A 19,326-nucleotide genomic window follows, 5' to 3' on the forward strand; every position below is an offset into this window, starting at 1 on the left:
GCGTGGCGCCACTACGCTGCGGGACGCAAGAAGTCGTCAACCCACGTCCGTCCGCCCATGACCAGCACCACCCCGCGCCTGCTCGCCGGCCTTGCCGGCGCCCTGCTCCTCGCGCCCATGCTCGCCCTCGCGGATCCGCCGCACGGCCGCGGTCCCGGCAAGGGCCACGGCCCCGGCCACAAGGAGACCTACTGGGACGGCCCCTGCAAGATCGAACGCAAGTGGAAGAAGAACGGCGACTTCGACGAGAAGCGCAAGTGCCGGGACGGCCGCCCGGTGCACTACGGCCCGGCACCGGCACCGGTCTATGTGCCTGTGCCGGCCTACGCGCCGCAGCCCGCGCCGGGCGTGGTGATCCAGGGCACGGTGCGCCTGCCCTGAGCGACTTCGCCTGCCCGGGCGCTCAGGCCGCCACGCTGAGCCAGACGCGGCCGTCCTGCACCTTGATCGCGTGCGTGCGCAGCGCCTCGGTCACCGGCGCGCAGGTCGGCTTGCCGTCGCGCACGTCGAACTTGCCCTGGTGCAGCGGGCACTCGATCTCGTGCCCGTCCAGAAAGCCGTCGCACAGCCGCGCATTGCCGTGCGTGCACAGGTTGTCGGTGGCGTAGACCGCGTCCCCCGCCGTATAGATGGCGATGTCGCGGCCGCCCACCACCAGGCCCACCACGTCGTCGCTGGGCAGCGCGTCGGCTGCCATGATGTCGATCCAGTTGTTGTTGTCGTCGCTCATGCCGCGCCTCAGATGGGGTAGATGATGGAGTTGGCGATCATTTCGCTGTCGTAGATGCATTCGCGCGCAGCGAACTTCAGCCCCTCGGGCGTGCGCACCACGTGGTCCAGGTAGCGGCCGACGTTGAACACGGTGGAGATCTGCGACAGCTTGGTGCGGAACACCGCGTAGTTGGCCTCGCAGCGCCAGCCGTCCTCCTCCACGGCGCGCACCACCGGTGCGCCCACCACGTGCCGCTGGTAGTAGGGGTCGTGGTAGAGCGTCTCGCGGATGCCGTAGACCCGGTCCTTGAGCATGCCCTTGCTGGTGAAGGACAGCGTGGCCAGCGGAAAGCCGCGCTCGTGGTTCTCGCGCGGCTGCAAGCGGTAGACGCACTGCTCGGTGAAGAACTCGGGCCACAGGTCCCAGTTGCCGGAATCCACGGCACTGGCGTAGTCGGCATACAGCTGATTCAGGGCCAGCCAGTCCTCGAAGTCGATCGTCGCGGCCATCGCTCAGTCCTCCATCACGTCGCGCCAGTAGCGGTACATGCCGCGGATCAGCGTCTCGGTCACCATGTGCTCGGTGTCCTCCACGTCCTTGCCGCCAAGCTCGGCCACCGTGCGGTGGAAGGGCTTGCTCTCGAAGGCCTCCTGCGAGAACTCGATCACCTCGCCGTCGTCGGCCGACACGAAGCCGGCCGGGCCGAACAGGTTGGCCTGGCGCAGGCGGCGCTCGGTCATCTCGGGGGTGTCGTCCTCGAAGCCGAAGTGCGTCCACACGAAGTCGAAGGCGCCGTTGCCGCTGGGCTGGATGTGGCGGGTGGACACGCTGTTGACCTGCTGCTGCAGGATCACGCTCGGGAAGATGGTGGTCATCACGGCCGTGGGGCCGCCCCACCAGGGCTCGGGCACGATGTCCAGGAAGCCCGGGTCGTTCAGCTGCATGCTCTCCTTGAAGCTGGAGACCTGGGTCACCTGCTCGGCCTTGCCGGCCGTGCCGCGGGTGGAGATCATGGCCGCGTGGCGATGGCGCCCGTCCATGCGCAGCTGCGACTTGTTGTCGGCGCGCCAGAGGCCGAAGGTGACGAACCAGGTGTGCAGCAGGCCGGGGTGATAGGGGTCCTTGATGTTCTCCTGCATCAGCTTCCAGTTGCCCGGGATGCGCTGGCGGTTGTAGCCAAGGATCCTGAGCTGGCGGCCGTTGAACAGGCGGTCGAAGTACGACAGGATGGTCGGGCCCAGGTAGTCCTCCAGCGATTCGACCTCATGGTCGAAGGACGCGAACACCACGCCCCCGCGCACCGCCACCTTGAGCTTCGTCAGGCCATGCTCGCGGGTGTCGAAGTCGGCCGGCATGCCGCCGTTGACCTTGCCGTCCTGCTTGACGCCGCGGCGGAAGGGCACGCCCTGCAGGTCGCCCTTGAGGGTGTAGCTCCACTGGTGGTAGGGGCAGACGAAGTCCTTGCGGTTGCCGTGGCGCTCGCGGCAGAAGCGCATGCCGCGGTGGGCGCAGACGTTCTCCACCACGTGGATGCTGCCGTCGGCATCGCGCACCATGATGACCGAGCGCTCGCCGACCACCGTGCGCTTGAAGTCGCCGGGCTGGGGCACCTCGGCCTCCAGGCCGACGTAGCACCAGTGGCCCTTGTAGAAGAAGCGCTCCAGCTCGCGCTGGTAGATCTCGTCGCTGGTGTAGGCCAGGAAGGGGATGCGGTGGGTGCCGTCGCCGGGCCAGGCCGGTTCGGCGGGAAAGATGGCCGAGGGTTCGCTCATGGGGTGGCTCCTCTTTGCGGGAATGAAGACGGGGGTCGGCGCTCAGACGCCGGTGGGATAGAAGGCGTCGGCGTGGATGTGGTCGGTGCCGATGCCCAGCCGCCTGACCACGAAGGTCACGGCCTCGACCATCGCCGGCGCGCCGCACAGGTAGGCGCGCCAGCCGGCCAGGCCCGGCAGGTCCTCGGCAATGGCATCGGTCACCAGGCCGGCGCGCAGCCCCGCCGGGACGGGGCCCGTGGCGACGACGATCGACAGCCTCAGTTGCGGATGGCGCTCGGCCAGCGCCTGCAGGCGCTCGCGGTCGTACAGGTCGCGCTCGCTGCGCACGCCGAAGTACAGGTGGATGGGGTTCGCCATGCCGCCTTCGAGCGCCCCGCGCACGATGGACAGCACCGGCGCCAGCCCCGTGCCGCCGGCCACGCACAGCATCGGCCCCTCGTGCCTGCGGCGCAGGTAGGCGGTGCCCAGCGGCCCGCTCACACGCAGCGTGGCGCCGGGCTGCAGCTGCCCGAAGACGTAGTCGGTCACCCGGCCGTCGGGCACCTTGCGGATCTGGAACTCCCACACGTCCTCGCCCGGCAGCCCGGCCATCGAATAGGGACGGGCATGCTCGGGGCCGAACTGCAGCATGGCGTACTGGCCGGGGCTGAAGTCGATGGGCTTGGCCAGCTTGAGGCGCAGCCGGCGGATGTCGTGGGTCGCCGCTTCGATGTCGACCACGGTGGCCTTGACGATGCGCGCCGGATGCACCACCACCTCGTCCACCTCCGGCAGTTCGATGGTGCAGCTTTCGGCCAGCACGGTCTGGCAGGCAAGCACGTAGCCGTCGCCGGCGGTCTGCGGCCGTCCGGATTCGGGGCCGGCGTCCAGCACCCGGCCGCTCAGCACGCGGCACCGGCAGGTGCCGCAGCGGCCGGCCATGCAGCTGTAGGAAATGGGCAGGCCGTGGGCGCGCAGCACGTCCAGCAGGTTGTTGCCGGGTTCGGCGCTCAGGCGGCGGTTCAGCGGCTCGATGGTGAGTTCCATGCGTCGTCCATCGCGGGTTGTCTCTTTGTGATGCAGGCGATTCTGGAGAGTGGGCGCATATCAGTCCATAAATACACTCTGATAGAACGAATCACTGTCGTGAATAGTGGGAGACGCCATGAACCTGCGCAAACTGGACCTGAACCTGCTGGTCGTCTTCAACCAGATGCTGCTGGACCGCAGTGTTTCCATGGCCGCCGAACGGCTGGGCCTAAGCCAGCCCGCGGTCAGCAATGCGCTCAAGCGCCTGCGGATCCTGCTGCAGGACGATCTTTTCCTGCGCACCTCGCGCGGCATGGAGCCCACGCCCTATGCGCTGCACCTGGCCGAGCCGGTGGTGTATGCGCTCAATGCGTTGCAGTCGGCCTTGTCGCACCGCGACGTGTTCGACCCGGAGACCAGCCGCCGCACCTTCAACCTCGCGCTGACCGACATCGGCGAGATCTACTTCATGCCGCTGCTGATGAACGCCCTGGCCCAGCGCGCGCCGCATGTGCAGATCAGCACCGTGCGCCCGCATGCCGGCAACCTGAAGGAGGACATGGAGGCCGGCACCGTCGACCTGGCCGCCGGCCCGCTGCCCGACCTGCAGACCGGCTTCTTCCAGACGCGGTTGCTGCGCCACCGTTACGTGTGCATGTTCCGGCGCAACCACCCGGTGGCCCGCGCGCCCATGACGCTGGCGCAGTTCAGTGCCCTCGACCATGTGGGCGTGCATTCGGCCAACACTGGCCATGCCGACATCGACGCGCTGATGGACCGGGCCGGCGTCAGGCGGCGCATGCGGCTGCGCGTGCCGCACTTCGTCGCCGTGGGGCCCATCCTGCAGAGCACCGACCTCATCGCCACCGTGCCGGAGCGCTTCTCCGAGCGCATCGCCGACGCCTTCGGGCTGGTCAGCACGCCGCATCCGGTGCGGCTGCCCGACATCGCCATCAACCTGTTCTGGCATGCCAAGTTCAACCGCGACCCGGCCAACCTGTGGCTGCGGCAGTTGATGGTGGAGCTGTTCGTCGACGCGGCACCGCGCAAACGCGCGCGTGCGGCGGTGTCCTGCGGTTGAAAGCACTCGGCCAGAGGTCGTCGGCGCGAATGCGGGCAATTGGCCTCGAAGGCTGGGGAAACAGGGCAATCACCCCCTGTTATTGGGGTAATGAAGACTTAAAAATACCCCAATTTGGGTAGCATTGCCCCATTTGTTCGCCAAACTGAATGCCGTCGCATGCACTCCCTCTCGCCTGATTACCTGACCAAGCTCCGCTTCGACACGCGGCAACTTGCGTCGATGCGCGCCTTGGGGGAGTACCGCGGCAAGCAGCAGCTCTTCGTCGCGCAATCACCCGAGGTGCTGAGCGACCTGCGGCAGATTGCGGTCGTCGAGTCCACCGAGTCGTCGAACCGCCTGGAGGGCGTTGTCGTGCCGACCCACCGGCTCAAGTCGCTGGTGCTCAAAAACGCGACGCCGCAAAGCCGGTCCGAGCAAGAGGTCGCGGGCTACCGCGATGCGTTGGGCTTGATCCACGAAAGCGGCGAGCAGATGCCGTTCTCGGAGGGCACGGTGCTTCAACTCCACGGCATGCTGTACCGCTACATGCCGCAGCCGGGCGGTCGATGGAAGGCAACGAACAACGACATCGTCGAGCGCTACCCGGATGGGAGATCGCGCATTCGTTTTCGTCCTGTCGCCGCGCATCTCACCCCCATGGCGGTGACGGACCTGATGGCGCGCTATCGCTCGGCGCTGGATCAGCATCTGGCGGACCCCCTGGTGCTGGTGCCGCTGGTCATCCTCGACTTCCTGTGCATTCACCCCTTCCCGGACGGCAACGGACGCATGGCACGCCTGCTCACCCTGCAGCTGCTCTATCACTTCGACTATGTGGTGGGGCGCTTCATCAGTCTGGAGCGCATCTTCGAGGAGTCGAAGGAAAGCTACTACGACACCTTGAAAGCCAGTTCCCAGGACTGGCACGAGGCGGCCCACACCACTGCGCCGTGGCTCGACTACTTCTGGGGTGCGGTGCTGCGCGCCTACAAGGAGTTCGAGGAGCGCGTCGGCACCATCGAACGAGGTCGCGGTGCCAAGGGCGACCGGGTGCGCTCGGAGGTTCTCAAGCGGCAACGTCCCTTTTCCATCTCGGAGATCGAGGAATCCTGCCCCGGCGTCAGTCGCGACATGGTTCGGGTGATCTTGCGCGCCATGAAGGCCGAAGGCTCGATCGCGCCGACAGGCAAAGGCCGCGCTGCCAAATGGCAGCGCACACAAGAAAGCGAGGCCGACCTCAAACCCGGCCGCTGACCGGAATCGCCGCGCCGTGGATGGCGCGCGCGGCATCGGACGCCAGAAAGGCGATCACGTCCGCCAGCGCCTGCGGCGCCACCCAGCGGCCGAAGTCGGCGTCGGGCATGGACTGGCGGTTGTCCGGCGTGTCGATGATGGAAGGGAGCACGCAGTTGACGCGGATGCCCTGGTCTTTCAGTTCCGCCGACATCGACTCGGTCAGGCGGATCAACGCGCTCTTGGCCGCGCTGTAGGCGCCCATCTGCGCACCGCCGCGCGCGGCAGCGCCCGCGCCCACGGTCACGATCTGGCCACCGCCCTGCTTCAGCAGCAGCGGCACCGTGGCCGCGGCCACATGCAGCAGTGAGCGGGCGTTCAGGTCCATCAGGAAGTCCCACGTCGCCGCACTGGTCTCGTGCACCGCCTCGCCCATGCGGAAGCCGCCGGCGATGTGGCAGACGGTGTGCAGGCCGCCCATGCGCGCCACGGCTTCGCCGATGCGTTGCACGACCTGTTCCCGGTCGGCCAGGTCGACCATCACGTTGAGCACCCGCTCGCCGTCGGCCAGGGCGCCGGCCTGACGGTCGAGCAGGATGAGCCGGGCACCCTGGTCCTGGAAGGTGTGGGCCACGGCGCGGCCCAGCTGGCCGGAGGCGCCGGTGATCAGCATCACCTTCTGCTTCGCTTGCGGTTGCGCGTTCATGTCCGCTCCTTCACGCCTTGGCGGCCGCACGCCGCGCCGTGTGGTAACGGCCCGTGCCGCGGGTGAGCACCGTGTCGGTGGCCAACAGGTCGCCGGGCTCGTGCTCGGGCGCACCCGCCAGGCGCTGGTAGAGCGGCGCGAAGTCGATGCGCGCCAGTTCCAGCAGTTCGTCGAGGTGGCCCAGCACGAAATACGTTTCCTGGAAATCGTCGATGCGGTAGTGCGTCTGCGTCACGCGCGCCAGCTCGAAGCGCACGCGGTTGGGCGAGTCGTCCTCGACGGCGAAGCGCGTTTCGCTGAAGGATGAGGCGATGCCCGCGCCATAGATGCGCAGGCCGTCGCGCTGCTGGACCAGGCCGAACTCCACCGTGTACCAGTACACCCGCGCCAGCTTCTCCAGCATGCCCAGGCGGTTGGCCTTGAGGCCGCCTTCGCCATAGGCCTGGATGTAGTCGGCGATGACGGGGTTCATCAGCATGGGCACGTGGCCGAACACGTCGTGGAAGACGTCGGGCTCTTCCAGGTAGTCCAGCTCGTGCGGCTTGCGGATGAACTGGCCGGCCGGAAAGCGGCGGTTGGCCAGGTGCTCGAAGAACACGTCGTCGGGCACCAGGCCGGGCACGGCCACCACCTCCCAACCCGTGCGTGCGCGCAGCACCTTGGACATCTGCTCGAAGTCGGGGATCTGCTCCGGGCCGATGGGCAGGTCCTGCATGCCGCGGATGAATTCGTCGCATGCGCGGCCGGGCAAGAGGCGGCTCTGGCGCTCGAAGAGCGTGCGCCACACGCCATGTTCCTCGGCGCTGTAGCGGCCCCAGTCCTGGTCGATGGTCCAGTCGGGGCGGGCCGGGGCGTGGTCCGTCCCCGCCGCCAGGCCATGCTTGGCCGGCGCGGTGTCGGTGGTCTGCAGCATGGGGGGCTCCTAGGTGGAGGAGGCGGCGGCGCGGGCGCCCAGGGCGGTGGCCAGCCGGTCCATCAGGCCGGCCATCTCGATGTCCTTGGCCGACAGGCCGTGGGCATCGTGCGTGGTCAGGGTGACCTGCACGCGGTTGTAGACGTTGAACCACTCGGGATGGTGGTTCATGCGCTCCGCATGCAGGGCCACCTGGGCCATGAAGCCGAAGGCGGCCACGAAGTCGGCGAAGACGAATTCGCGCACGATCAGGCCACCGCGCTCCGGCGCATGGCGCCACTGCGGCAGCGCGGCGAGGTGCGCCGCGAGCGCGTCGCCGTCGAGGCGGACGGGCGCTGCGCTCACGCGGCTTCCTTCTCGGTGGTCTTGTCGTCCACCTTCAGCACGCCGCGGTTGATCTGGTCGCGCTCCAGCGATTCGAACAGGGCCTTGAAGTTGCCCTCGCCGAAGCCTTCGCGGTAGTCGCCCTTGCGCTCGATGAATTCGAAGAACACCGGGCCCAGCGTGGGCTCCGAGAAGATCTGCAGCAGCAGGCGCGGCTGGCCGTTTTCGGTCGTGCCGTCCAGCAGGATGCCGCGGGCCTGCAGCTCGCCCACCGGCTGGCCGTGGCCGGGCAGGCGCTTGTCCAGGTTCTGGTAGTAGATGTCGTTGGGCGCCGTGAGCAGCGGCACGCCAGCCATCTGCAGCCGGTCGATGGATTCGAGCAGGTTGTCCGTCAGCAGGGCGATGTGCTGGATGCCCTCGCCGTTGAACTGCATCAGGAATTCCTCGATCTGGCCGCCGCCCTGGCGAGACTCTTCGTTCAGCGGAATGCGCACCAGGCCGTCCGGTGCGGTCATGGCCTTGGAGGTCAGGCCGGTGTACTCGCCGCTGATGTCGAAGTAGCGGATCTCGCGGAAGTTGAAGAGCTTGCTGTAGAAGTCGGCCCAGTAGCTCATGCGGCCGCGGTAGACGTTGTGCGTCAGGTGGTCCACCACCTGGAAGCCATGGCCCTTGGGATGGCGCTCGACGCCGGGCAGGAATTCGAAGTCGATGTCGTAGATGGACTTGCCGTCCTCGAAGCGGTCGATCAGGTACAGCGGCGCGCCGCCGATGCCCTTGATGGCCGGCAGGCGCAGTTCCATCGGGCCGGTGGCGATCTCGATGGGCTGGGCGCCCAGCTCCAGGGCGCGCTTGTAGGCCTGGTGCGAGTCCTTCACGCGGAAGGCGAGGCCGCAGGCCGAGGGGCCGTGCTCGGCAGCGAAGTACCCGGCCTCGCTGCGCGGCTCGCGGTTGACGATGAAGTTGATGCCGCCCTGGCGATACAGCAGCACGTCCTTGGAGCGGTGCTTCGCCACCAGCGTGAAGCCCATCTTCTCGAACAGCGGCTCCAGCACGTTGGCCGTCGGCGAGGCGAATTCGACGAATTCGAAGCCGCACAGGCCCATGGGGTTGTCGAAGAGGTCGGACATCGTTGGCTCCAGATTCGTGGGTGGACGGAAAGGCTCTACTGTAGGCAGAGCGTCGCGCACTTATCCTGCAATTTCCGGATCGATTCCGACTGGGATCAATGATTTTCTGCGAGTTTTGAGGCGGGAGAGCTTCTCTGGAGCGTGATCGGCCGATGATGTGCAGGGAAAGCGCTCAGCCGGGTCGGCACTCGCGCTCAGCCCGGGCCCGGCGTGCCATCGTCTGAACGGCGCGAGGGACGCAGGCCGGGCGCGTCCTGGCCGGCATCCAGCAGCGCCTCGTAGTTGCGACGGAGGATGAGGCCAGCGTAGTAGACATGCTCGCGCATCAGCTGCTCGGCGCGGGCAGCATCGCCGCTCACCACCGCTTCCACGATGCGGTGATGGTCGCCATGCGAGCGCAGGATGATCGGATGGTCGTCCCACAGGATGATCCGGTCCGACGCAAACGGGATGTTCTGCGCCTGCTCCGCGAAGCGGCAGACCCAGTCGTTGCCCGAGGCCTCCAGCAGCGTGTCGTGGATCTCGACATTCATCCGCTGGTACGGCTCGTGGTCCGACGGCTCCAGCCTGCCCTTGGCCAGGATGGCGTCGCCGATGGCGAGGTTCTCGCGCAGGCGCTGGACCTGCGCCTTGTCCAGTCCGCGCTGGGCGGCATTGCGGCAGGCCAGGCCTTCCAGCACCGAGCGCACCTCGTACGCCGCGGCGATCGCATTCAGGTCGAAGCCGCGCACCACATAGCCGCGCTTGGGCTGGTGGTCGATCAGGCCTTCGCTGGCGAGCGTGGCCAGCGCCGCGCGCACGGGCGTGCGCGAGACCTGCAGCTGCTGCGCGAGGGGCAACTCCTCCAGCCGCGTCAGGGGCTTGAACTGGCCATGGAGGATCCAGTCGCGGAGCGTGTCCGTGACGTTCTGCGCCAGCGTCTTCATCGGAATACCCTCTGTTTCTAGTCGGCATTGAGTATACATGTGAGCCCTAAAACGTCGATTTAACGGGTTAACCCGGGCGTTATATTCGTGTCAGGTATACATAATCCGCCGCCTGTGATGATCCGACGGAGACAACGTTGAACGATTTCCCGGCCACTGCGCCGCATTGGCTCGGCCTGAACGACCGCGTCTGCGTGGTCACCGGCGCCGCGGGTGGCATCGGCACCGAGGTGGCGCGACAGCTGCTGGGCGCCGGCGCGCGCGTGGCATTGCTCGACCTCGACGGTGCCCAGGCGGCGCGCGCGCTGGACACGCTGGGTGCCCCGCCCGAGCGCGCCATCGCGCTGGGCTGCGACGTGAGCAGCGAAGCCAGCGTGCAGGCAGCCGCCGAGGCTGTGCGCCGCCAGCTGGGCCCGGCCCAGGTGCTGGTCAACAACGCCGGTGCGCTGTACGCGGGCGCGTTGCTCGAACTGCCCATCGAACGGTGGAACCAGCTGCTGGCGGTCAACCTGGGCGGCTATCTGCTGTGCGCCCAGCAGTTCGGCCGCCAGATGCGCGAGCAGGGTGGCGGGTCGATGGTGCATGTGGGCTCCGTCTCCGGCAGCGTGCCGCAACCCTTCAGCGGCGCCTACAGCGTCAGCAAGGCTGGCGTGGCCATGCTGTCGCGGCTGTTGGCGGTGGAGCTGGCGGAAAGCCGCATCCGCAGCAACCTCGTCAGCCCCGCCATGATCCGTACCCCCATGAGCGAGGGCATCTATGCCCAGGACGCCGTGCGCACGCTGCGCGAGCGCATCGTGCCGGCCGGTCGCATCGGCACGCCGGCCGACATCGCGCAGGCGGTGCTGTTCCTGGCGAGCGACCAGGCCGCCTATGTCAATGGCCAGGAGATCCTGGTCGACGGCGGCCTCACCCAGACCTGGCTGGGGCTGATCCCCCGGCCCGGTTTCCAGAAAGAGGACGCCGCAGCCCCCGCCGCCGTGCAGGCCTGACGCCGCGTTCCGCACCCCATCCATCCTCAAGGAGACACGCATGACCCCCCTGTTCAAGAGACTGCTTGCCGCCGCGCTCACGGCCGCGGCCTTCGGCGCCCAGGCGCAGGCCGAACCCGGCCTGACCGACAAGACCATCCGCATCGGCATGTTCGGCCCGCTCTCGGGCAACTCGATGGCCTACGGCTTCGACGTGATCAACGCCGCCAAGATGTACTACGACAAGGTCAACAAGGAAGGCGGCATCCACGGCCGGCAGATCGAGCTGGTGGTCGAGGACGACCGCTGCAATGCCAACGACCTGCTGGCCGCGGTCAAGAAGCTGACCGAACAGGACAAGGTCTTCCTGCTCAATGGCGGCTCATGCTCGGGTCCGGTGGTCGGCGCGCGCGAGTACGTGGAGCGCTCGCAGATCCCGATGGTGATGCTCAACGCCTCGGGCGATGGTGCGCTGTATCCGCCCTCCAAGTACATCTACGGCGCCTTCTCGATCTCCCAGCGTGCGGTGGGCGGTTCCATGGTGCAGTTCGCGGCCGAGCACCTCAAGGCCAAGAAGATCGGCTACCTCAACCACGACGATGCCTACGGCGGCTGGAATCTGGAGGCCGCCGAATTCCAGGCCAAGAAGGTGGGCGCCACGCTGCAGGTGCAGTCCATCAATCCCAACATCACCGACGTGACGGCGCCGATGCTCAAGATCCGCGCTGCCAACCCTGACGTGCTGCTGGTCACCACCTATGCCCGCCCCGTGAGCCTGCTGGTCAAGAAGGCGCAGGAGCTGGGCTGGAACAAGCCCATCGTGATCGCCGTCAACGGCACGGCCGACCTCAAGCAGCTGGTCGAGAACGTGGGCAGCAAGGAGGCCTTCAAGAACGTCTACCTGCAGGAGGTGATGCTGGATGTGGCCGGGGGCGACAAGCTGAAGTGGGTGTACGACATGTACAAGCAGTACTACCCCGAGCTGGCCGCCAAGCCCGGCTATCCGCAAACCTACATGCCCTACGGCATCCCGTCGGCGATGGCGGTGGTCAATGCGCTGAAGGCCGCCGGCCCCCAGCCCACGCGCGAGAAGTTCCTGGACGCCATGTCGAAGACCAACTTCGACTCCAAGGTGATGGCCGGCCCCATCGTCTTCACGCCGGCCGACCATGCGGCGCAGAAGTCCGCCATCTACCTGAAGTTCGACGGCGAGAACAAGACGGTGGTGCCCGGCAGCTATGCCAGCGCCTGGACTTACCAGCCCAAGTGAGTGCACCGCATCGCCACCCACGGCCGCCCCGCGGGGCGGTCCCCTTGCCACCGACGAACAGGGTCCGTGCATGAGCCTCGATGAAGTCTGGCTGTTCCTCCAGCAGGGTCTGCTGTCGGGCCTGGTGACGGGCAGCGTGTACGCGCTGCTCGCGCTGGCCATCGTTGCCATCTTCAAGACCACCGACGTGCCCAACTTCGCGCAGGGCGAGATGCTGATGATGGCGGGCTATGTCGCGCTCAGCCTGCTGCTGCTGGTCAAGCTGCCCTATGCCGCGGTGATCCCGATCACGCTCGTCGCCATGGCGGTCGGCGGGGCGCTGTTCCAGCGCGTGGTGATGGAGCGCGTCACCCGCTCGCGCGGCGTGGGCGTGCAACTGGTCATCGCGACGCTGGGGCTGGCCTACCTGCTCAAGGGCCTGGTGCGGCAGACCGGCCTGGGGGACACGCCCCGGTCGCTGCCGGCCCTGGTCTCCAACGACACGGTGATGATCGGCGACGCCGCGCTCACGCACCTGGACATCGCCATCTTCGGCGTGGCCGTGGTGGTGATGCTGCTGATCTACTTCATGTTCACGCACACCCGCATCGGCAAGGCCATGCGCGCGGTGGGCATGAATCCCAAGGCGGCGCAGATCGTGGGCATCCGGCTGTCCAGCATCCGCATGATGGTGTGGGCGCTCGCGGGCCTGATCGCCGGCATTGCCGCGCTGCTGATCACGCCGAAGGTGCTGGTCACGCCCGACATCGCGCACATCGCCATCCTGGCCTATGCGGCGGCCATCGTGGGCGGCTTCACCAGCCTGCCGGGTGCCGTACTGGGCGGACTGCTGATCGGCGTGGTCGAGAACATGGTGGGGCTGTTCATCTCGACGAACGCCATCGTGGTCGCGCCCTTCCTGGCGATCCTCGTGACGCTGATCGTGCGGCCCCAGGGCCTGCTCGGCGGCAAGGTGCAGGTGAAGAAAGTATGACGACCCCCACCCGACGTTTGCCCCTCGACGCCTGGGCGCTGGCCGTGCTGGCCGTCGTGCTCTGTGCGATTCCCTTCTTTGCCAGCGGCTACGTGCTGTACGTGGTGAACCTGCTGATGGTCTTCGTGATCCTGGCGCTGGGCATGCACGTGGTGATCGGCGAGGCCGGACAGTTCGCCCTCTCGCACACGGCCTTCTACGGCATCGGCATCTATGTCGCCGGGCTCATCAACACGCACTGGCATCCGCCCTTCGTGCTGTCGATCCTGGCGGGCGGCCTGGTCTCGGCGGCCCTGGGCTATGTGATCGGTCTGTTGGCGCTGCGCATGCGCGACATCTACCTCGCGCTGGCCACCTTCGCCTTCGGCGAGGCCATGCAGTGGGTGTTCCTCAACTGGGAGTCGGTGACGGGCGGCTCCAACGGCATGCGCATGCAGCCGGCACAGATGCTGGGCCTCACGCTCACCAACGACCTGCAGGCCTACCCCTTCGTGGTGGGCATCGCGGCCTTGATGCTGGGCGTGACGGTGTGGCTGTCGCGCTCGCAGTTCGGCTCGGCCCTGCGCGCGGTGCGTGAGAGTGACGTGGCTGCGATGGCCATGGGCATCGATGCGCGGGCGATGAAGCAGTCGGCCTTTGCGGTGTCGGCCGCCTTCGCCGGCATCGCGGGCGGCACCTACACGCTGTTCATTTCCTTCATCCACCCGGAAAGCCTGGGCTTCCAGACCACGATCCTCATCCTCACGATGGTGGTGGTCGGCGGCATCGGCTCGGTGCGCGGCGCGGTGGCCGGCGCACTGGCCTTTGGCATCATCTCGGAGATGCTGCGCCAGGCGCTGTCGATCCAGGAGATCCTGTACGGCGCCATCCTGCTGGGCTTCATGATGTTCAAGCCGCGCGGGCTCTTCGCCGATGCGAAGAAGCGCATTGCCCGTCCGCATGGGCAGGCGGCCGCCGGCGCTGCCGCACTGAAAGGCCGTGCCGCATGAACGCCCTCGTCATTGACGCCGAGCTGCAGGCCCAAGCCCCCACTCGGTCCGCTGGCGCGCAGCGGGCGGCGGCGACGCCCTTCCTCGACGTGCGCGGCATCACCGTGCGCTTCGGTGGACTGACGGCGGTGAACAACCTGTCGTTCCAGGTGGCGCAGGGCACGGTGCATGCGCTGATCGGTCCCAACGGCGCCGGCAAGTCGACCACCTTCAACTGCATCTCGCGCTACTACCAGCCCACCGAGGGTGCCATCGTGCTCGATGGCGTGGACGTGAGCCGGGCGCGGCCGCACCAGATGGCCGGCATGGGCGTGGCCCGCACCTTCCAGAACCTGGAGCTGTTCGGCGAGCTGAGCGTGTACGAGAACGTGCTGCTGGGCTGCCATTCGCACAGTGCCCGCGGTCCGCGTGCGCTGCTGCGCCGCCCCACGGGCGAGACGCGCGACCTGGTCGACAGCCTGATCGAGCGCGTGGGCCTGACGCACGACCGCGATACCGTGGCGCGCGAACTCGACTTCGGTCACCAGAAGCTGCTGGAGCTGGCCCGCGCGCTGGCGCTCAAGCCGCGCCTGCTGCTGCTGGACGAGCCGGCCGCCGGCCTGCGCAACCGCGACATCGAAAGCCTGGACCATCTGCTGTCCGACCTGGCGCGCCGTGATGGCATCACGGTGCTGCTGGTGGAGCATGTGATGCAGCTGGTGATGTCGATCTCCGATCGCATCACCGTCATGTCCTTCGGCGAGAAGATCGCCGAAGGCACGCCGGCCGAGATCGGCCGCAACGAGCGCGTGATCGAGGCGTATCTCGGCAAGGGGGCGGCGAATGAGTGAATGGATGCTCGAACTCAAGGGCGTCAGCGCCTCCTATGGCGCCATCCAGGCGCTGCAGGGCGTGTCGCTGCGCGTGCGGCAGGGCGCCATCGTGGCGCTGCTGGGCAGCAACGGCGCGGGCAAGAGCACCACGCTCAACGCCATCTCGCACCTCATCGAGCCGTCGGCGGGCGAGATCATGTTCGACGGCGAGCCCATCCGCCGGCTGCGTTCGGACGAGATCGTGCGCCGCGGCCTGGTGCAGGTGCCCGAGGGCCGCGAGGTGTTCAAGGACATGAGCGTGCGCGAGAACCTGGAGCTGGGCGCCTACCTGCGCCGGGCGCGTGCCGAGATCGCGCAGGACCTGGACCGCGTGTTCCAGACCTTTCCGCGGCTCAAGGAGCGCAGCGAGCAGAAGGCCTCGACGCTGTCGGGTGGCGAGCAGCAGATGCTGGCCATCGGCCGGGCCCTCATGGCGCGGCCGCGCATGATCCTGCTGGACGAGCCGTCGATGGGCCTGTCGCCGCTGCTGGTGGAGCAGATATTCGAGACCATCCAGCGGCTCAATCGCGAGCAGGGTCTGACCATCCTGCTGGTCGAGCAGGACGTGCGGCTGGCGCTGCGGTTGGCCAGCCACGCCTACATCCTGGAGAACGGCGAGCTGAGCCTGGAAGGTCCCTCGGACCGCCTGCTGACCGACCCCGCCGTGCGCCGTGCCTACCTGGGCGTCTGAGCGCCCGAGCGTCCTTCCTCCAACAACGACAACGACATGGACCTTCTCGACGACAAGCTCGCCCTCATCACGGGCGGCGGGGGCGGCCTGGGCCGCGCCATGGCCCTGGGCTTTGCGCGCCACGGCGCCCGCGTGGTGGTGGCCGACCTCGACCTGCCGCGCGCCGAGGCCGTGGCGGCGGAGATCCGCGCCGCCGGCGGTACGGCCTGGGCCGAGGCCATCGACGTGACCGACCGGGCCGCCGCCGCCGCGTTGGCGCAGAGCCTGGAGGCCCGCATCGGCGCCATCGACGTGCTGGTCAACAACGCCGGCATCTCCGGCCGGGCGCGCATCGACGATCCCCAGGCCGCCGACGTGTGGGACCGGCTCATCGACGTCAACCTGCAGGGCCTGTTCAACGTCACGCATGCCTTCGTGCCGGCGCTTAAGAAGACCCGCGGCTGCATCGTCAACCTGTCGTCCATCGTGGCTTTCGTGAGCGGCATCTCCTCTGCGGGCTACATCGCGTCCAAGGGCGCGGTGCGCTCGTTCACCCAGGCGCTGGCGCGCGACCTGGCGCCGCACGGCGTACGCGCCAATGCCGTGGCGCCAGGCCTGATGCTGACCGACATGGTGCGGCCCCAGCTGGAGGTGCCGGGCGGCACCGACTGGTACATGGACCGCGTCCCCATGAAGCGCGGCGGCGAGCCGGAGGAGATCGTGGGTCCGGTGGTCTTCCTGGCCTCCTCCATGGCCAGCTATGTCAATGGCGCCGTGCTGCCGGTGGACGGCGGCTTTCTTTCGGCATGAGCAGGAGTGCATCGATGAGCGACGACCGACTTCCCCTGGCCCTGGTCACCGGCGGTGCCAGCGGGATGGGCCTGGCCACCGTGGAGCGGCTGGCCCGGGACTGCTTCCGGGTGGTGATGGTGGACCGCGCGGCCGAGCTGGTGGCGCAGGAGGCGGGCCGTCTGGCCGCCGAGGGACTGGCCGTGGAGGGCCGGGTGCTGGACCTGACCGACGAGCCGGCCGTGCGTGCGCTGGTGCAGTCGCTGGGGCCGATCACGGCGCTGGTCAACAACGCGGGCGTGTTCGACGAGCGCAAGTTTGCCGAGGTGAGCAGTGCCGACTTCCGTCGTGCCTACGAGGTGAACCTGATCGCGGCTGCCACGCTCACGCAGGAGGTGGCACGCACCATGCCCGAGGGGGGCCGCATCGTGAACATCGCGTCGCGCGCCTACCTGGGCGCGCGCAACCATCCGCACTACGTCGCGTCCAAGGCCGCCATCGTGGGCTACACCCGGGCCAGCGCCATGGAGCTGGCGCCGCGCGGCATCCTGGTCAATGCCATCGCGCCGGGGCTGATCGACACGCCCATCCTGCGGGCACTCACGCCCGAGCGGCTGGCCGCTCAACTGGCGCTGCAGCCTACCGGCAAGGCCGGCCGGCCGGAGGACATCGCCCAGGCCGTGTCCTTCCTCGTCTCGCCGCAGACCGGCTTCATCACCGGCCAGGTGCTGTTCGTCGACGGTGGCAAGTCGCTCGGAGGGTCCGGCGCATGAGCGGCGTCACTGCACCGACGTGGGACGAAGAGGTCGACGTGCTGGTCATCGGCAGCGGCGCCGCGGGCATGAGTGCGGCGCTCGGCGCCAGCGTGGGCGGCTGCCGCGTGCTGCTGGTCGAGAAGACCGACCGGATCGGCGGCTCCACCGCGGTGTCGGGCGGGGCCGTGTGGGCGCCGCTCAACAGCCAGAGCGCGGGCGCCGGCCATCCTGACGACTTCGACAAGGTGTGGACGTACATGCGCCACACGGTGGGCGACGCCGCGCCGCAAGACATGCAGCAGGCCTTCCTGCGTGCGGCCGGCCCGGTGATGGACGCGCTGGCGCAGCACACGCAGGTCCGGCTGGTGGCGCGCACCCATTCGCCCGACTACTACCCTGACCGGCCCGGCGCGGCGATGGGCGGACGCTCCCTCGATCCGCTGATGTTCGACGGCCGCACCCTCGGCGCCCACTTCAAGGAGCTGCGCGATCCGCTGCCCGAGTTCATGGTGCTGGGCGGCATGATGGTGACGATGACCGACGTGAAGCACCTGCTGGCCGTCACCCGCTCGTTCACGGCCTGGAAGGAGGGCGTCAAGCTCGTCCTGCGCTACGTCGGCGACCGGCTGCGCGGCTACCACCGCGGCACGCGGCTGGTGCTGGGCAATGCGCTGGCCGGCCGGCTCTTCCGCTCGCTGCTCGACCGCGGCATTCCCTACTGGCTGCGCGCGCCGTTGGTCTCGTTGCATGTGGAGGAAGGCCGCGTGGTGGGGGCCTGCATCGAGCGCGACGGGCGGCCCACCTGGGTGCGGGCGCACCGCGGCGTCGTGGTGGCCACGGGCGGCTTCCCCTGGAATGCGGCGCTGCGCGAGCGGCTGTATCCCTCGCCGACCGGGCCCTGGTCCATGGCACCGGCGGGCAATGCCGGCGATGGCATCACGCTGGCCCAGGCGGCCGGTGCCGCCATGGGGACGGGGCACTTCAGCCCCGCCTTCTGGGCGCCGGTGTCGATCCTCACCCGGCCCGACGGCACGCAGGTGCGCTATCCCCACCTGGTGTGGGACCGGGCCAAGCCCGGGCTCATGGCGGTGAATGCCGCGGGCCGGCGCTTCGTCAACGAATCGACCTCGTATCACGAGTTCGTGCTGGCCATGTATCGCTCGCACGCAGACGTGCCGAGCCTGCCCGCCTACCTGGTCTGCGACAGTGACTTCATGGAGCGCTGGGGCCTGGGCCTGGCGTTGCCGGGCGGGCGACCGCGTGACCACCTCGTCCGCGCGGGCTACCTGGCCAAGGCCGACACGCTGGAGGCACTGGCCGCGCAGATCAAGGTCGACCCCGCCGCGTTGCGCTCCTCGGCCGAGGCCTTCGACCAGGCCGGTGTGAATGGCGTGGATCCGGAATTCGGCAAGGGCAGCACCGCCTACAACCGCTACCTGGGCGACGCGGAGCACCAGCCCAATCCTTGCCTGGGCCGGCTGCGCCAGGCGCCGTTCTACGCCGTGGCCGTGGTCGCCGGCGACATCGGCACAGCCTGCGGCATCCGCTGCGATGCCAACGCACAGGCCCTGTCGGCCGACGGCACGCCGGTGCCGGGCCTGCACGTGGTCGGCAACGACATGCACTCGGTGATGGGTGGGCAGTATCCTGCGCCCGGCATCACCCTCGGCCCGGCGCTGACCTTCGGCTGGCTGGCCGGCCAGCACCTGGCCCTTACCCCATCCGCGGAGTCCCATCCATGAAGATCCTGTTCTCGCCCTTCTCCCCCTATGTGCGCAAGTGCCTGGTCACCGCGCACGAGCTCGGCCTGGATGGGCAGATCCAGTTGCTGCCTTCCAACGCGCATCCGGTCCAGCGCGACCAGGCCATCATCGGCCACAACCCGCTGGGCAAGGTGCCCACCTTTTTTGCGGACGACGGTCAGGTGCTCTACGACAGCCGGGTGATCTGCGAATACCTGGATGTGCAGGCAGGTGGTCGCCTGATCCCTGCCTCGGGCGCGGCGCGCTGGACCACGCTGACCTTGCAGTCATTGGGTGACGGCATGCTGGATGCGGCACTGCTCGCGCGCTATGAAGACGTGGCGCGGCCCGAATCGATCCGCTGGCCGGAATGGCGAGCCGCACAGCTCGACAAAATCGAGACCTCACTGGCCCACCTTGATGCCCATCCGGACCTGCTCGCCGGCCGCGTGGACCTGGGTGCACTCACCATCGGCTGTGCGCTGTGGTACCTGGACCTGCGCTTTCCGGACCTCGGCTGGCGCGCGCGCCA

21 protein-coding genes and 1 pseudogene are annotated in these 19,326 nt (G+C 68.3%); 13 read left to right on the forward strand and 9 right to left on the reverse strand.

From position 1 onward, the window contains the following. Positions 1-57 precede the first annotated feature (57 nt). Positions 58-381: a hypothetical protein gene (locus NS331_RS11490; RefSeq protein WP_058642127.1), complete on the forward strand. Its 324-nt coding sequence runs from the start codon at positions 58-60 to the stop codon at positions 379-381. 22 nt (positions 382-403) lie between these two features. Here NS331_RS11490 and NS331_RS11495 read toward each other — a convergent pair whose 3' ends face one another. Genes NS331_RS11495 through NS331_RS11510 form a run of 4 tightly spaced genes read right to left on the reverse strand, consistent with a single transcriptional unit; the run spans position 404 to position 3,513 of the window. Next, the gene (locus tag NS331_RS11495; protein WP_058642128.1) at positions 404-730 is read right to left on the reverse strand and encodes a non-heme iron oxygenase ferredoxin subunit; all 327 of its coding nucleotides are present in this window, start codon (positions 728-730) and stop codon (positions 404-406) included. 8 nt (positions 731-738) lie between these two features. Continuing rightward, a complete protein-coding gene (locus NS331_RS11500) occupies positions 739-1,221 on the reverse strand; it encodes an aromatic-ring-hydroxylating dioxygenase subunit beta (RefSeq protein ID WP_058642129.1) in 483 nt (160 codons plus the stop codon). Positions 1,222-1,224: 3 nt separating this feature from the next. Continuing rightward, positions 1,225-2,484, reverse strand: a complete 1,260-nt coding sequence (locus tag NS331_RS11505; RefSeq protein WP_058642130.1) for an aromatic ring-hydroxylating dioxygenase subunit alpha — start codon at positions 2,482-2,484, stop codon at positions 1,225-1,227. Between the two features lie 42 nt (positions 2,485-2,526). Then, the gene (locus tag NS331_RS11510) at positions 2,527-3,513 is read right to left on the reverse strand and encodes a 2Fe-2S iron-sulfur cluster-binding protein (protein WP_058642131.1); all 987 of its coding nucleotides are present in this window, start codon (positions 3,511-3,513) and stop codon (positions 2,527-2,529) included. A gap of 118 nt (positions 3,514-3,631) precedes the next feature. Here NS331_RS11510 and NS331_RS11515 point away from each other — a divergent pair, with 118 nt between their 5' ends. After that, positions 3,632-4,576, forward strand: a complete 945-nt coding sequence (locus tag NS331_RS11515) for a LysR family transcriptional regulator (RefSeq protein ID WP_058642132.1) — start codon at positions 3,632-3,634, stop codon at positions 4,574-4,576. A 159-nt stretch (positions 4,577-4,735) separates the two neighbouring features. Then, positions 4,736-5,812 carry a Fic family protein gene (locus NS331_RS11520; RefSeq protein WP_058642133.1) on the forward strand — a complete coding sequence of 359 codons (1,077 nt, stop codon included), beginning with the start codon at positions 4,736-4,738 and terminating at the stop codon, positions 5,810-5,812. On the opposite strand, the gene NS331_RS11525 is transcribed toward NS331_RS11520, so the two are convergent. The 5 genes from NS331_RS11525 to NS331_RS11545 all read right to left on the reverse strand — a co-directional run bounded on the left by NS331_RS11525 (position 5,796) and on the right by NS331_RS11545 (position 9,787). After that, the gene (locus NS331_RS11525) at positions 5,796-6,497 is read right to left on the reverse strand and encodes an SDR family oxidoreductase (RefSeq protein ID WP_058642134.1); all 702 of its coding nucleotides are present in this window, start codon (positions 6,495-6,497) and stop codon (positions 5,796-5,798) included. The genes NS331_RS11520 and NS331_RS11525 overlap by 17 nt on opposite strands. A gap of 10 nt (positions 6,498-6,507) precedes the next feature. Then, positions 6,508-7,410 (reverse strand): phenylalanine 4-monooxygenase, encoded by a 903-nt coding sequence (gene phhA, locus NS331_RS11530; protein ID WP_058642135.1) that lies wholly within the window; start codon positions 7,408-7,410, stop codon positions 6,508-6,510. A 9-nt stretch (positions 7,411-7,419) separates the two neighbouring features. Continuing rightward, positions 7,420-7,755: a 4a-hydroxytetrahydrobiopterin dehydratase gene (locus tag NS331_RS11535; RefSeq protein WP_058642136.1), complete on the reverse strand. Its 336-nt coding sequence runs from the start codon at positions 7,753-7,755 to the stop codon at positions 7,420-7,422. Then, positions 7,752-8,861, reverse strand: a complete 1,110-nt coding sequence (hppD, locus tag NS331_RS11540) for a 4-hydroxyphenylpyruvate dioxygenase (protein WP_058642137.1) — start codon at positions 8,859-8,861, stop codon at positions 7,752-7,754. Before hppD ends, NS331_RS11535 begins: the two co-directional genes overlap by 4 nt. Before the next feature lie 194 nt (positions 8,862-9,055). Further along, positions 9,056-9,787, reverse strand: coding sequence for a GntR family transcriptional regulator (locus tag NS331_RS11545; protein WP_058642138.1), 732 nt, complete (start codon positions 9,785-9,787; stop codon positions 9,056-9,058). A 137-nt stretch (positions 9,788-9,924) separates the two neighbouring features. On the opposite strand from NS331_RS11545, the gene NS331_RS11550 reads away from it, so the two are divergent. From NS331_RS11550 to NS331_RS11595, 10 genes and pseudogenes are all read left to right on the forward strand, one after another. Further along, on the forward strand, positions 9,925-10,776 hold the full coding sequence (locus NS331_RS11550; protein WP_058642139.1) for an SDR family NAD(P)-dependent oxidoreductase: 852 nt from the start codon (positions 9,925-9,927) through the stop codon (positions 10,774-10,776). 40 nt (positions 10,777-10,816) lie between these two features. Then, positions 10,817-12,025, forward strand: coding sequence for an ABC transporter substrate-binding protein (locus tag NS331_RS11555; protein WP_058642140.1), 1,209 nt, complete (start codon positions 10,817-10,819; stop codon positions 12,023-12,025). Between the two features lie 70 nt (positions 12,026-12,095). Continuing rightward, positions 12,096-12,998: a branched-chain amino acid ABC transporter permease gene (locus tag NS331_RS11560; RefSeq protein ID WP_058642141.1), complete on the forward strand. Its 903-nt coding sequence runs from the start codon at positions 12,096-12,098 to the stop codon at positions 12,996-12,998. After that, a pseudogene (locus tag NS331_RS11565) lies at positions 12,995-13,867 on the forward strand (branched-chain amino acid ABC transporter permease); the annotation flags it as partial. The gene NS331_RS11560 and the pseudogene NS331_RS11565, both read left to right, overlap by 4 nt. Positions 13,868-13,983: 116 nt before the next feature. Next, positions 13,984-14,817 (forward strand): ABC transporter ATP-binding protein, encoded by an 834-nt coding sequence (locus tag NS331_RS11570; RefSeq protein WP_082702416.1) that lies wholly within the window; start codon positions 13,984-13,986, stop codon positions 14,815-14,817. Continuing rightward, positions 14,810-15,529 carry an ABC transporter ATP-binding protein gene (locus tag NS331_RS11575; RefSeq protein ID WP_058642142.1) on the forward strand — a complete coding sequence of 240 codons (720 nt, stop codon included), beginning with the start codon at positions 14,810-14,812 and terminating at the stop codon, positions 15,527-15,529. Before NS331_RS11570 ends, NS331_RS11575 begins: the two co-directional genes overlap by 8 nt. A gap of 36 nt (positions 15,530-15,565) precedes the next feature. Beyond that, positions 15,566-16,318, forward strand: coding sequence for an SDR family NAD(P)-dependent oxidoreductase (locus NS331_RS11580; RefSeq protein ID WP_058642143.1), 753 nt, complete (start codon positions 15,566-15,568; stop codon positions 16,316-16,318). Positions 16,319-16,332: 14 nt separating this feature from the next. After that, positions 16,333-17,070 (forward strand): SDR family NAD(P)-dependent oxidoreductase, encoded by a 738-nt coding sequence (locus NS331_RS11585; protein ID WP_058642144.1) that lies wholly within the window; start codon positions 16,333-16,335, stop codon positions 17,068-17,070. After that, entirely contained in the window at positions 17,067-18,794 is a 1,728-nt protein-coding gene (locus tag NS331_RS11590; protein WP_058642145.1) for an FAD-dependent oxidoreductase, read from the forward strand. Before NS331_RS11585 ends, NS331_RS11590 begins: the two co-directional genes overlap by 4 nt. After that, on the forward strand, positions 18,791-19,326 hold a 536-nt coding region (locus NS331_RS11595), incomplete at its 3' end, for a glutathione S-transferase (RefSeq protein WP_058642146.1). The genes NS331_RS11590 and NS331_RS11595, both read left to right, overlap by 4 nt.

It is taken from the genome of Pseudacidovorax intermedius (assembly GCF_001476815.1).
GTDB lineage: Bacteria > Pseudomonadota > Gammaproteobacteria > Burkholderiales > Burkholderiaceae_C > Xenophilus > Xenophilus intermedius_A.

Coding starts and splice junctions, on each gene's coding strand:
- NS331_RS11490 (WP_058642127.1), top strand. CDS start 58: ATGACCAGCACCACCCCGCGCCTGCTCGCCGGCCTTGCCGGCGCCCTG.
- NS331_RS11495 (WP_058642128.1), bottom strand. CDS start 730: ATGAGCGACGACAACAACAACTGGATCGACATCATGGCAGCCGACGCG.
- NS331_RS11500 (WP_058642129.1), bottom strand. CDS start 1,221: ATGGCCGCGACGATCGACTTCGAGGACTGGCTGGCCCTGAATCAGCTG.
- NS331_RS11505 (WP_058642130.1), bottom strand. CDS start 2,484: ATGAGCGAACCCTCGGCCATCTTTCCCGCCGAACCGGCCTGGCCCGGC.
- NS331_RS11510 (WP_058642131.1), bottom strand. CDS start 3,513: ATGGAACTCACCATCGAGCCGCTGAACCGCCGCCTGAGCGCCGAACCC.
- NS331_RS11515 (WP_058642132.1), top strand. CDS start 3,632: ATGAACCTGCGCAAACTGGACCTGAACCTGCTGGTCGTCTTCAACCAG.
- NS331_RS11520 (WP_058642133.1), top strand. CDS start 4,736: ATGCACTCCCTCTCGCCTGATTACCTGACCAAGCTCCGCTTCGACACG.
- NS331_RS11525 (WP_058642134.1), bottom strand. CDS start 6,497: ATGAACGCGCAACCGCAAGCGAAGCAGAAGGTGATGCTGATCACCGGC.
- phhA (WP_058642135.1), bottom strand. CDS start 7,410: ATGCTGCAGACCACCGACACCGCGCCGGCCAAGCATGGCCTGGCGGCG.
- hppD (WP_058642137.1), bottom strand. CDS start 8,861: ATGTCCGACCTCTTCGACAACCCCATGGGCCTGTGCGGCTTCGAATTC.
- NS331_RS11545 (WP_058642138.1), bottom strand. CDS start 9,787: ATGAAGACGCTGGCGCAGAACGTCACGGACACGCTCCGCGACTGGATC.
- NS331_RS11555 (WP_058642140.1), top strand. CDS start 10,817: ATGACCCCCCTGTTCAAGAGACTGCTTGCCGCCGCGCTCACGGCCGCG.
- NS331_RS11560 (WP_058642141.1), top strand. CDS start 12,096: ATGAGCCTCGATGAAGTCTGGCTGTTCCTCCAGCAGGGTCTGCTGTCG.
- NS331_RS11570 (WP_082702416.1), top strand. CDS start 13,984: ATGAACGCCCTCGTCATTGACGCCGAGCTGCAGGCCCAAGCCCCCACT.
- NS331_RS11575 (WP_058642142.1), top strand. CDS start 14,810: ATGAGTGAATGGATGCTCGAACTCAAGGGCGTCAGCGCCTCCTATGGC.
- NS331_RS11580 (WP_058642143.1), top strand. CDS start 15,566: ATGGACCTTCTCGACGACAAGCTCGCCCTCATCACGGGCGGCGGGGGC.
- NS331_RS11585 (WP_058642144.1), top strand. CDS start 16,333: ATGAGCGACGACCGACTTCCCCTGGCCCTGGTCACCGGCGGTGCCAGC.
- NS331_RS11590 (WP_058642145.1), top strand. CDS start 17,067: ATGAGCGGCGTCACTGCACCGACGTGGGACGAAGAGGTCGACGTGCTG.